Consider the following 12350-nt stretch of genomic DNA (forward strand, 5'->3'; position numbering starts at 1 on the left):
TTCCGGGGTGTGCGGGGGTCAGGGCTGGACGAAGACGGCGACCGTGCGGGCCGGCACCGTCAGCGTGCCCGTGGCGGGGTCGAACGTCGACCGCTTCACGACGGCGTCGTCGCCGGCCGTCTGGACGGGATGGAGCGTCGCCTGGGTGCCTTTCAGCGCGGCGACGGTCTGCGGCCGCGCCTCGGGGGTCGCGTTGAAGACGACGGTGATCGACTTCCAGCGCGGGTCGATCCCCGTGGCGTCCAGGTGCATGGTCACGACACCCGGGGTCTCCGAGGTGCCGCTCGTCGGGAAGGTGAGGCGCTTCTGCACCTCGGCCAGGGTGGCGAGGCCGAAGACCGGCGAGGAGGAGCGGATCCTCAGCAGCTCCCCGTACCGGGCGCGGGCCGCGCCGATCGCCGCGCAGTCCGGCTTCAGCGCCGGGTCGGCGAGCAGCGGTCTGGCGTACTGCCACTTCTCCTCGTTGTCGGGCCTCGGGGGGAGCCCGGCGCCGAAGCCGTTGCCCGCCGAGCAGTCCCACAGCAGCCGGTTGAACCAGTCGCCCGAGTCGTAGGAGTTGCGGTCGAGGGACTTGGAACGCAGCCGCTCGCTGCCCGCGTGCACGAACGAGGTGCCCTGTCCGAGGACGGCCGTGGCCAGCGAGAGCGACTGCATGCGCACCCGGTCGGCCATCGCGGTCGCCGGGGGCAGCTTGTACGCCAGCGCGTCGAACAGCGTCTCGTTGTCGTGGGCGTCGACGTAGGTGACGACCTCGCCCGGGGAGGCGGCGTAACCGGCGGGGGAGCCGTTGTAGCTCACCTGCGAGCCCTTGACCTGCTCGCCGCCGGAGGCGGTGAAGGTGTAGTCGCGGAGGTTGCCGGCGAGCCCGACCTTGATCAGGTCGTGGTAGTTCAGCAGCCGGGACCTCTGCTGCGCCTCGTCGCCGTTGGCCGGTGAGCCGTTGGGCGCTCCGGCGAGTCCCGAGCCGAAGCCCTGCACACGGGGGTCGGCGTCGAACGGGCCGCCGCCGCGCACCGCGTCGCGCAGCCGGTCGCTGAAGGTGCCGATCCCGGTGCCCGCCATGTTGGCCTGGGTGGCCTGCTCGAAGCGGGCGTCGTCGGCCACCTCGCCGAAGTTCCAGCCCTCCCCGTACAGGATGATCGACTTGCCGTCGACGCCGTCGCGGGCGACGGTCAGGGCGTCCAGGGCCTCGCGGACCGCGACCATGTTCGCCTTCGGGTGGTGGCCCATCAGGTCGAACCTGAAGCCGTCCACCTTGTACTCGCGGGCCCAGGTGACGATGGAGTCGACGACGAGTCTGCCCATCATGGCGTGCTCGGGCGCGGTGTTGGCGCAGCAGGTGGAGGTGGCCACCGTGCCGTCGTCGAGCAGGCGGTGGTAGTAGCCGGGCACGAGGCGGTCGAGCACCGAGGCGGGGTCCTGGCCCGCGGCGTGGGTGTGGTTGTAGACCACGTCCATCACCACCCGCAGCCCGGCCCTGTTCAGCCCGCCGACCATGCCGCGGAACTCCCTGATCCGCGACGACCCGTCGGGGTCGGCGGCGTAGGAGCCCTCGGGCACGGTGTAGTGCAGCGGGTCGTAGCCCCAGTTGAAGGAGTCCTTGGCCGCGGTCCTCGCGACGCAGGCCTGCTGCTCCTCGGAGTCGGGGGGCATCGAGGCGAGGTCGCAGTCGGGTTCGGTCCGGTCGGCCTTCCTCTCGGGGACGGTCGCCATGTCGAAGACGGGCAGCAGGTGCACATGGGTCAGCCCGTCCTTCGCCAGGCCGCGCAGCTCTCTCATCCCCGCCGAGTCGCCGGTGAACGCCGCGTACGTGCCGCGCTCGGCGGCCGGGACGGTCGTGTCGGAGGCGGAGAAGTCGCGCACGTGCAGCTCGTAGACGGACGCCTTCTGCTGGGGGACGGCCCTGGGCTTGGCCAGGGAGGACCAGCCGTCGGGCCGCAGCGCCCGGTCGGACAGGTCGGCGAGCTGGCTGCGGCCCGAGCCCGCCGACAGCGACAGGCTGTACGGGTCGGTCACCTCGTTGACGACGACCTTCCCTGCTGTGCCCTCGCTGGGTACGTAGACCGTCACCAGGAAGGTGTAGTAGCGGTCCTTCCAGTCGCGCTGTCCCCGCACCGACCAGACGCCGGTGTCGTCGTCGCGGCGCATGGGGTGAACGGTGCGCTTGCCGCCGGAGGAGTCGCGGTAGAGCGCCAGCTCGACCTTGCCCGCGGTCGGCGCCCAGACCGACAGCCTGGGCGTGCCGCCGCTCCAGGAGGGGCCGAGCTCGGCGGTCGCCGCCCTGGCGTACAGGTCGTCGAGCAGGCCGGGGATCTGCACGCCGGTGGCGGCGAGCAGCGCGCCGGTGGCGTCGCGCTCGACGGCCACGATCTGGCCACGGACGGCCTCGCGCACCAGGTCGGCGTCGCGCGGGTCGACGGTGAACGCGGCGTGCCCGGCCAGGTGCGGCCACTTCGCCTTCTGCGCCTCGGTCAGCGCACCGGGTACGAGCCGGATGATCCTGAGGTCGCCGGTCAGGTCGCCCCTGTCGTAGGTGATGCCGCCCTTGGCGGAGAAGGCCAGGGAGTAGCGGTTCGTGGTGGAGGGGGCGACCTTCCAGGCGACGGTGGCGCGGTCGATCCAGTGCGCCGACGACTTCGACAGGTCGGCGTCGGCCCCGCGCGCCGAGGGCTGGGGCAGCAGGTGGCCCTCGGTGGCCGCGACCCGCCACACCTCGTGGCCGGTCGCGGTCAGGTCCAGCGACTGGTCGTCCGGCAGGTCCTTGGTGTCGCCCTTGTGGATGATGTAGTTCACGGTCTTGGCCCCCTCGGTCAGGGGGACGCGGAAGTGAACGCCGAACCCGTCCTCGCCCGCGGGCGGCAGCGGCGCGGCCCACTCGGTGGGATTCGCCACGTCACCCCACAGATGAAGTCCCCAGCCGTCGTAATTCCCGTCCGGCCGGTGGTAATGCAGGATCGCGACGTTCTCGGCCGCCGCCCGGGTCGGGTGGGCCTTCGCCACGCCCGAGGCGACGTAGGCGTCGGGCTGCAGCGCCGGGGTGAACGACTGGTCGGGCCCGGGGTCCTTGGTGTCGCCCTTGTGGACGATGAAGTTCGCCGGAAGGGAGGCGTCCTTCAGCGGCACCCTCCAGAACGCGCCGAAGGAGTCGACGCCGTCCGGCGGGCGTGGCGCGGCCCAGTCGGTGGGCACCCCGTCGGCGAGCCCGTCGCCCCACAGGTGCAGTCCCCAGCCGTCGTAGTCCTTGCCGGGGCGGCCGTAGTGGACGGTCGCGTACCCCTGGGCCGCCGCGCGGGACAGGTGGGTCTCCGGTTTCCCCTTCGCCAGCCAGACCTCGCCGTTCCTGGCGGGGTTCACGATCCGGTCGCCGCCGTCCTTCTCCTCGCCCTTGTGGGCGATGATCCCGACGCTGGTGGCGCCCGGCTTGAGCTTGATCCAGGCGAAGCGGCCGTAGGAGTCCTCGCCGGTCAGCAGGAGCGGGGTCGCCCACTCGGTCGGGTTCTCCACGTCGCCCCAGACGTGCAGGCCCCAGCCGTCGTAGTCGGCGGCGTCCTCCCGCTGGTAGTGCACGACCAGCCAGTCGCGCCTGACCGCGCCGGGCTCCTCGGGGGCGGGCTCGGCGCCGACGGTCGCCTGCGCGACCGCCGAGGCGAACCGGCCCGCGGAGTCCTTCACCACGGCCTTGTAGGAGATCCTCGTGCCCGCCGCGATGCCGCGCAGGTCGTGGAAGACCCGGAAAGCCCTGGAGACGGGGCCGGAGGGGGTGGCGTTGGGGGCGTCGTCGGTGCCGATCGCCCGCCAGGGGCCGTCGCCGACCTTGGCGGCGAAGGTGACCTGGTCGAAGCCGGTGCCCGGTACGGTCGCGACGACCGGGATCCGGCCGTCCTCGGCGGTGCCCCTGACCTCGGTCCCCGGCAGGGCGATCGAGACGGCCGGGGCCGAGGCCGGTGCGGCGAGCCTGGCGGGCGCCTTGTAGACCACCGCCGACAGGGCGGGGACGGTGAGCGCCAGCTTGGCGTCCGCGCCGGTGGTGAGCGTGGCGGCGCCCTCGCCGTACACCTTCGTGAAGGCCGCGCCCGCCGAGAAGGTGGGCACGTTCGCGGTCGCGGGCTGTTCGGCGTTGTTGACCGCGACCAGGTACTCGACCTGCCGCGTGGCGTCGATCCTGGAGAAGGCGTAGACGCCGCCGGAGATCAGCCGCTCGATCTGGGCGCCGTCGGCCAGCGCCGGGTGGGCGTCGCGCAGCGCGGCCAGGGCGGAGATGCCCCGGTAGAGCGGGTGGGAGGGGACGAAGTTGTCCTGGGCGTGGGTGGAGCCGGTGCCGATCAGGTCGTCGCTCAGGTAGCTCTCGGTCTTGGAGGCGAACATGGACGCGCGGGCGTCCTGGTCGCCGCCCTTGCCGGTGAAGCCCTGCTCGTCGCCGTAGTAGACGACCGGCTGGCCCCGGGTGAGGTACATCAGCTCGTGGGCGAGCAGGTCCCTGCGCAGCAGCTCGGAGTCGGGGGCGCCGGGGTTGTCCTGGGCGACGAAGCGGCCGATGCGGCCCATGTCGTGGTTGCCGAGGAAGGTCGGCAGCGACGAGGCGTTGCCGTCGGCGTCGATGTGGTAGTCGTCGCCCGCGTACAGCCGGGCCAGCCGGGACGCGTCCGCCGTGCCGCCGGCGAAGGAGCGGGCGGCCTCCTGGAACGGGAAGTCCAGGGTGGCGTTCATGGCGCCCCGGGTGGAGTAGCGGCTGGTGAAGGCGGGCTCGCCGGAGTAGACCTCGCCGAACATGAAGAACCGCTTGTTGCCCTGCTGGGCCGCGTAGCCGCGCAGCGCCGGGGAGAACCTCTCCCAGAACTCCATGTTCACGTGCTTGGCGGTGTCGATGCGGAAGCCGTCGAGGCCGGTGTCGCGCACCCACGTCTTGTAGATGTCGGTCATCCCCTTGACGACCTCGGGACGCTCGGTCCACAGGTCGTCGAGGCCGAAGAAGTCGCCGTACTCGTCGTTCTCGCCGCCGCTGAAGGTGGAGTCGCCCCGGTTGTGGTACATCGTCGGGTCGTTCAGCCAGGACGGGGTCTTGGCGTTCCTCGGCGCGACCGGCGTGTACGGGAACGAGCCGGCGTCCACCTTCGGGAAGGTGTCCTTGCCCGCGTGGTCGCGGTCGTCGAACGGCACGCCGCCGGTGTCGACGTAGGGGTAGGCGCCCTTGGAGCGATAGGAGTAGGTCTTCTCCGCGTAGTCGACCACGTCGGCCGTGTGGTTGGTGATGATGTCGAAGAAGACCTTCATCCCGCGCCGGTGGGCCTCGCGCACCAGCTCCTTCATCTGGGCGTTGGTCCCCAGGTGCGGGTCGATCCTGGTGAAGTCCGTGATCCAGTAGCCGTGGTACCCGGCCGAGACGTTCGCGCCGGTGCCCTGCACGGGACGGTTCACGAAGGCCGGGGTGATCCAGATCGCGGTGCTGCCCAGGTTCTTGACGTAGTCGAGCTTGCCGAGCAGGCCCTTGAGGTCGCCGCCCTGGTAGAAGCCCTTGTGCGTGGGGTCGAAGCCGGTGGCGAGCCGGTCGCCGGACAGGCCGCCGGTGTCGTTGCCGGTGTCGCCGTTGGCGAACCGGTCGGTCATCGCGAAGTAGAAGCGCTCGCGGCTCAGGTCGGCGCGGAGCGCGTCGCGCGCGAGGTCCCGGTCGGAGGGCTCGGCGGTGCGGCTGAGCGCGGACACCACGGGACCGGACGACACCACGGGGCCGGCGCCGGACGCGGAGGGCGTCGTGGAGGCCGGTACCGGTGCTGAAAGGGGTGCGGGGGAGGGGGACGCGGCGGCGGGGAGCGGGGTGGCGGCGAGGGGGGTGGCGATCAGGGTCGCCGCGAGCGCGACCCCCGTCAGGAAGGTCGTTCTCGCGCGCCGTGGGGGGAGCGGCCAGACCACGGGGGGCCTCCACGGGAGTTGTTTCGAGGGTGTTGCCCGGAAGTTACTCATTGGGAATGGTCTGTGCAATCCCTTGCGGCAATTTTCTGAATCCCGGCAATTCGCGGTCGTCCGGAAGGGGACCCAATCGGTTGCCCAAAACGTACAAAAGGTGATTTTTATCACTAAGAGGGTGATATCGCTGCCCGCAGATCGAGGGGGAGGGTGGTGAGGCCCCTTGGCTTTTGGGGGTTTTGTAACGACTTTGCAGACTCTTGCAGAAACTTCTTCCAATGAGGTTCACGTCGGCGTAACGTCCGGCGTACTCCAGACCCGGCCGGACGGCTCTTCGGTCCCGGCCGCCCCTTGAACACGAGGAGAAGAACATGCGGCGAGCCTTCTCGGCCGCGACGATTGTCGCGGCCCTCGCCCTGGCGGTCTCCGCCTGTGGTGGCGGTGACGCCGGTACGGCGGCCCCCACCCAGCCCGCGGCGACGGACCCGTCGAAGATCACCGGTGAGATCACCTGGTGGGACACCGTCAGGCCCGACAGCGAGGGCCCGACCTTCCAGGCGCTCATCAAGGACTTCCAGGCGAAGTACCCGGGCATCAAGGTCAAGTACGTCAACGTCCCCTCTGACCAGGCGCAGAACCAGTTCCAGACCGCGGCGCAGGCGGGCGCGGGGGCGCCGGACGTGATCCGTTCCGAGGTCGCCTGGACCTCCCAGTTCGCCTCGCTCGGCTACCTCCAGCCACTGGAGGGCACGCGCGCCGTGGAGAACGAGTCGGACTTCCTGCCGGGGCCGCTGAGCAGCACCAAGTACAACGGCAAGACGTACGCCGTCCCGCAGGTCACCGACACCCTCGCGCTCATCTACAACAAGCGGCTCCTGGCGGAAGCCGGGCACGAGAAGGCCCCCACCACGGTCGAGGAGCTCAAGCAGACCGCGCTCGACGTCAAGGAGAAGACCGGCGCCAGCGGCCTCGCGCTCAACGTCGACTCCTACTTCCTGCTGCCCTTCATGTACGGCGAGGGCGGCGACCTCCTCGACGTGCAGAACAAGAAGATCACCGTCAACTCCCCGGCGAACGTGAAGGCCATGGCCACCGTCGCCGACCTGATCACCTCCGGCGCCGCGCCCAAGCCCGCCATCCAGGACAGCTACGCCAACGCGATGACCGCCCTCAAGGACGGCAAGGCCGCGATGATCTACAACGGCCCGTGGGCGCTGTCGGAGATCTACCAGGGCAAGGAGTTCAAGGACAAGGAGAACCTGGGCATCGCGCCCGTCCCGGCGGGCTCGGTCAAGGCCGGCGCCCCCACCGGCGGCTGGAACCTGGCCATCTACGCCGGTTCCAAGAACCTGGACGCCTCCTACGAGTTCGTCCGCTTCATGAGCACCCCCGAGTCCCAGGCCAAGGTCGCCAAGGAGATCAGCCTCCTGCCGACCCGCGTCTCCGCGTACGACAACCCCGACGTGCAGGCCAACAAGGACGTCTCCGTCTTCAAGCCCATCATGGAGACCGCGACCGCGCGGCCGTGGATTCCCGAGGGCGGCCAGCTCTTCCAGCCGCTCCTGGAGGGCTACCAGTCGCTCGTCGGCGGCACGGCGACCCCCGAGGACATGCTCAAGAAGGTCGACGACCAGTACCGGGGCATCTTCAAGGACTGGAGCTGACCCGTGGCGCTCTCGACTGGGCGTGTGAACAGCACGGCCAGGGACCGGGCCGCGGGTGCCGACGGCGCCCGCGGCCGGGGCCGCCCGCCGGGCGGCCCGTTCCGGCGGGCGCTGGGCAGGCACTGGTACGCCTGGGCCATGGTCGCCCCGGTGATCCTGGTCACCGGCCTGCTGGTCGGCTGGCCGCTGGCCAGGGGCGTCTACCTGTCGCTGACCGACGCCACCGAGGCCAACATCGGCCGGACGATCGGCGTCAACGTCATCCCCTCGACGTATGAGTTCACCTGGTTCGACAACTACGTCGCGATCCTGACCAGCGGACTGTTCTGGGAGAAGCTGACCTGGACGGTCGTGTGGACCGTCGCCTGCGTGGCGTTCCACTACGGCCTGGGCCTCGGCCTGGCCATGCTGCTCAACCGCAAGGTCAGGTTCCGCTCCGCCTACCGGCTGCTGCTCATCCTGCCGTGGGCGATCCCGGGCTTCGTCTCGGCGTTCATCTGGCGCTACCTCTACAACAGCGACTTCGGCGTGATCAACGCGATGCTGCGGGCCGCCGGCCTGGGCGCGGTCGGCTGGCTCGACGACCCGACCACGGCGAAGATCGCGGTCATCGCGGTCAACGTCTGGATGGGCGTGCCGTTCATGATGGTCGCCGTGCTGGGCGGGCTCCAGTCGATCCCCGGTGAGCTGTACGAGGCGGCCGAGGTCGACGGCGCCACGCCGTGGCAGCGCTTCCGCTTCATTACAATTCCCGGCTTGCGTACCGTGTCGAGCACGGTTGTCCTGCTGGGCACGATCTGGACGTTCAACATGTTCCCGGTGATCTACCTGATCAGCGGGGGAGGACCGGGTAGCTCCACCGAGATCCTGGTCACCTACGCCTTCCGCGAGGCCTTCACCGGCGTCCGCAACTACTCCAACTCCGCGGCATGGGGAGTGATCATTCTCCTGCTCCTCGTCGTGCTGGCCGTGGTCTACCGGCGCTCGCTGCGCAAGCAAGGGGAGGTCTGGTGAGCACAGCCACCACCGCCACCACCGGGCGTGTCCGGGGGCGCGGGGAACGCACTGTCGGCAAGTCGATCCTGCTGCACGCGACCCTGCTCGCCGCGGTCGTCACCTCGCTGTTCCCGATCGTCTGGCTGGTCCTGACCTCGCTCAAGCCGCGCGACGGCTGGCTCTCCAGCGAGCTGGAGATCTTCAACCAGCCCTCGCTGGACAACTACGTCCGGGTGCTGACCGAGACGCGGTTCCCGACCTGGCTGCTCAACTCGGTGATCGTCGCCGGGCTGACCACGGTCATCGGCGTCTTCCTCGCCTCCACGACCGGGTACGCCATCAGCCGCTTCCGCTTCCCCGGCTACCGGGGGGTGATGTGGATGCTGCTCGTCACCCAGATGTTCCCGGTGGCGATCCTGATCGTCCCCCTCTACAACCTGATGGCGGGCCTCGGGCTGCTCAACCAGATCCCCGGGCTGGTCATCGCCTACATGACGGTGGCGGTGCCGTTCTGCGCGTGGATGATGAAGAGCTACTTCGACTCCATCCCGCGCGAGATCGACCAGGCCGGGCTGGTCGACGGCCTGACGCCGTTCGGCGCGTTCTGGCGGGTCATCCTGCCGCTGGCCAGGCCGAGCCTGGCGGTCACCGCGTTCTACTCGTTCATGACCGCCTGGGGCGAGGTGGCCTACGCCACCGTGTTCATGTCGCAGGAGGAGAAGCGCACGCTCGGCATCGGGCTCCAGCAGTTCGTCGGCCAGCACTGGTCGGACTGGGGCCTGCTCACCGCCGCGGCGGTGCTGATCGCGGTTCCGGCGGCGGTCGTCTTCCTGCTCGTCCAGCGGCATCTGGTCACCGGGCTCACCGCCGGTGCCACGAAGTCGTAACACCACCGTGCTAATACATCCTGACATGTCATCTGATCGGGGGATTTAATATGACCGAGCTTGTCCGGGCGGACCGGGGTGCCGGGACCGCCACCCGATGGTGGCGCGACGCGGTGATCTACCAGGTCTACGTGCGCAGCTTCGCCGACGGCAACGGCGACGGCGTGGGCGACCTGCTCGGCGTGCGCGGCAGGCTGCCGTACCTCGCGGACCTCGGGGTCGACGCGGTCTGGCTCACCCCGTTCTTCACCTCGCCGATGGCCGACTTCGGCTACGACGTGGCCGACTACCGTGACGTGGACCCGATCTTCGGGTCGCTGGCAGACGCCGGGGCGCTGATCGAGGAGGCGCACCGGCACGGCCTGCGGGTCATCGTGGACGTGGTGCCCAACCACACCTCCGACCGGCACGCCTGGTTCCTGGAGGCCCTGGCTGCGCCCTCCGGAGCCCCCGCGCGGGAGCGCTACATCTTCCGCCGGGGCCGCGGAGCCGAGGGGGAGCTGCCGCCCAACGACTGGGAGTCGGTCTTCGGCGGGCCCGCGTGGACCCGGCTGCCCGACGGCGAGTGGTACCTGCACCTGTTCGCCCCCCAGCAGCCCGACCTGAACTGGGAGAACCCCGAGGTCCACGCGGAGTTCGAGTCGATCCTGCGGTTCTGGCTCGACATGGGGGTGGACGGCTTCCGCGTCGACGTCGCCCACGGCATGGTCAAGGCGGACGGCCTGCCCGACGTCGGCCACGCCGACCAGGTCGGGATGATCGGCACCGAGGTGGTGCCGTTCTTCGACCAGGACGGCGTGCACGAGATCCACCGCGCCTGGCGCAAGCTGCTCGACTCCTACCCCGGGGAGCGGATCGGCGTCGCCGAGGCGTGGGCGCCCTCCCCGCAGCGGCTGGCCAACTACGTCCGCCCCGACGAGATGCACCAGGCGTTCAACTTCCACTTCCTCGTCGCCCCCTGGGAGGCCGCCACGTTCCGCGCGGTCATCCAGGAGTCGCTGACGACGGCCGGGACGGTCGGCGCGCCCTCCACCTGGGTGCTTTCCAACCACGACGTCAAGCGCCACCTCACCCGGTACGGCGGCGGCGAGGTCGGCCTGCGCCGCTCCCGCGCCGCCGCCCTGCTGACGCTCTCCCTGCCCGGCTCGGCCTACATCTACCAGGGGGAGGAGCTCGGGCTGCCCGAGGTCCTCGACCTGCCGGAGGAGTTCCAGCGCGACCCGCAGCGCCTGCGCAACCCCGACCACGGCCGCGACGGCTGCCGGGTGCCGCTCCCGTGGGCCGACGGCGAGCCGCACTTCGGCTTCAGCCTGCCCGGCGCCGAGGAGACCTGGCTGCCCATGCCGCCCTCCTGGGGGCCGCTCAGCGTCGCGTCCCAGCTCGGCGACCCGCTCTCCACGCTGAACCTCTACCGGGAGGCGCTGCGGATCAGGCGCGAGCGCCGCTCCTTCGACGACGCCCCGCTGACCTGGCTCGACTCCCCGCAGGGCACCCTGGCCTTCGCCAGGGGCGACGGGTTCGCCTGCACGGTGAACCTCACCGGCGAGCCCGTGGAGCTGCCCGCCCCCGGGCGGATCCTGCTGGCCAGCGCGGAGACGGCCGTCGCGGGCGGCACGGTGCGGCTCGCCCCCGACTCCGCCGTCTGGTGGGAACCCGATGCCGCATAGCACCGGGCAGCTCGGTGCCGGTGCCGGCGGCACCGGCACCGGCACCGCCAGGCTGACCGACATCGCCGCCCAGGCCGGGGTGAGCGAGGCCACGGTCAGCCGGGTGCTCAACGGCAAGCCGGGCGTGTCCGCGGTGACCCGGCAGGCGGTGCTGACGGCGCTGGACCTGATGGGCTACGAGCGCCCGCAACGGCTGCGCCAGCGCAGCAACGGGCTGGTCGGCCTGGTCACCCCGGAGCTGGACAACCCGATCTTCCCGGCCTTCGCCCAGGCCTTCGAGAAGACGCTGACCCAGCACGGCTACACCCCGGTGCTCTGCACCCAGCTGCCCGGCGGGGCGGTCGAGGACGAGTTCACCGAGGTCCTCGTGGAGCGCGGGGTGAGCGGCATCATCTTCGTCTCCGGGCTGCACGCGGACATCACCGCGCGCTCGGACCGCTACACCCAGCTGATCGGGCAGGGCGTGCCGATCGTCCTGCTCAACGGGCACGCCGCCGACGTGCCCGCCCCGTTCATCTCCCCGGACGACCGGGCCGCGGCCCGGCTGGCCGTGCAGCACCTGGCCGACCTGGGACACGAGCGCATCGGCCTGGCCGTCGGCCCCGGCCGGTTCGTGCCGGTGATCAGGAAGATCGAGGGCTACCGGCAGGCCATGTCCCAGCTGCTCGGCGTCACGGACGTCGACGGGCTGATCTCGCACTCGCTGTTCTCGGTGGAGGGCGGCCAGGTCGCGACGGCGCAGCTGCTGGAGCGCGGCTGCACGGGGATCGTGTGCGCCTCGGACCTGATGGCGCTGGGCGCGATCCGGGCCTGCCGAGACCGGGGACTGTCGGTGCCGGGAGACGTGTCGGTGGTGGGGTTCGACGACTCGCCGCTGATCGCGTTCACCGACCCGCCGCTGACCACCGTGCGCCAGCCCGTGCAGCCGATGGTCACCGCCGCCGTGCACACCCTCCTGGAGGCCGTCGCCGGGGCGCCCGGCCAGCACTCCGAGCTCATCTTTCAGCCGGAACTCATCGTGCGGGGCTCGACGGGCTCAGGGCCCAAGATCGTTCGCTGAACGTCCCCGCCCATGTAAGTTTCACGGCGATCCATTTCCGCCGCCGTCGCGGGCTTCCCCGGTGTGCCCGCCGATCTCTATACTCCGAGATCTTCACACCGAGAGGACCGCCGCAGCCGCCGGTCCTCCGGAACACCGCGAAGACCGTAGCCGCCGGTCCTCCCGGGCAGTGCGA

The 12350-nt window shown here is 70.7% G+C and carries 6 protein-coding genes; 5 read left to right on the forward strand and 1 reads right to left on the reverse strand.

What is annotated here, in order from left to right; genetic code table 11:
• Positions 1-18: 18 nt before the first annotated feature.
• Positions 19-5907 (reverse strand): pullulanase-type alpha-1,6-glucosidase, encoded by a 5889-nt coding sequence (pulA, locus tag ACTOQ2_RS25945; RefSeq protein WP_440102926.1) that lies wholly within the window; start codon positions 5905-5907, stop codon positions 19-21.
• Between the two features lie 365 nt (positions 5908-6272).
• Here pulA and ACTOQ2_RS25950 point away from each other — a divergent pair, with 365 nt between their 5' ends.
• The 5 genes from ACTOQ2_RS25950 to ACTOQ2_RS25970 are packed head-to-tail and all read left to right on the forward strand — an operon-like array spanning position 6273 to position 12175.
• Positions 6273-7565, forward strand: coding sequence for an extracellular solute-binding protein (locus ACTOQ2_RS25950; RefSeq protein ID WP_440102928.1), 1293 nt, complete (start codon positions 6273-6275; stop codon positions 7563-7565).
• Between the two features lie 24 nt (positions 7566-7589).
• The gene (locus ACTOQ2_RS25955) at positions 7590-8579 is read left to right on the forward strand and encodes a carbohydrate ABC transporter permease (RefSeq protein ID WP_362682965.1); all 990 of its coding nucleotides are present in this window, start codon (positions 7590-7592) and stop codon (positions 8577-8579) included.
• Entirely contained in the window at positions 8576-9448 is an 873-nt protein-coding gene (locus tag ACTOQ2_RS25960; RefSeq protein ID WP_440102930.1) for a sugar ABC transporter permease, read from the forward strand. The genes ACTOQ2_RS25955 and ACTOQ2_RS25960 overlap by 4 nt, the downstream gene beginning before the upstream one ends.
• 50 nt (positions 9449-9498) lie before the next feature.
• Positions 9499-11115 carry a glycoside hydrolase family 13 protein gene (locus tag ACTOQ2_RS25965; protein ID WP_440102932.1) on the forward strand — a complete coding sequence of 539 codons (1617 nt, stop codon included), beginning with the start codon at positions 9499-9501 and terminating at the stop codon, positions 11113-11115.
• Positions 11105-12175, forward strand: a complete 1071-nt coding sequence (locus ACTOQ2_RS25970; RefSeq protein WP_440102934.1) for a LacI family DNA-binding transcriptional regulator — start codon at positions 11105-11107, stop codon at positions 12173-12175. Before ACTOQ2_RS25965 ends, ACTOQ2_RS25970 begins: the two co-directional genes overlap by 11 nt.
• Positions 12176-12350: the final 175 nt, after the last annotated feature.

Origin of the sequence: Streptosporangium sp. H16, assembly GCF_051918855.1 — a bacterium.
GTDB lineage: Bacteria > Actinomycetota > Actinomycetes > Streptosporangiales > Streptosporangiaceae > Streptosporangium.

What these genes read in the sequence shown, in the direction of transcription:
- ACTOQ2_RS25950 (WP_440102928.1), top strand. Translation starts at nt 6,273, where the DNA reads ATGCGGCGAGCCTTCTCGGCCGCGACGATTGTCGCGGCCCTCGCCCTG.
- ACTOQ2_RS25965 (WP_440102932.1), top strand. Translation starts at nt 9,499, where the DNA reads ATGACCGAGCTTGTCCGGGCGGACCGGGGTGCCGGGACCGCCACCCGA.
- ACTOQ2_RS25970 (WP_440102934.1), top strand. Translation starts at nt 11,105, where the DNA reads ATGCCGCATAGCACCGGGCAGCTCGGTGCCGGTGCCGGCGGCACCGGC.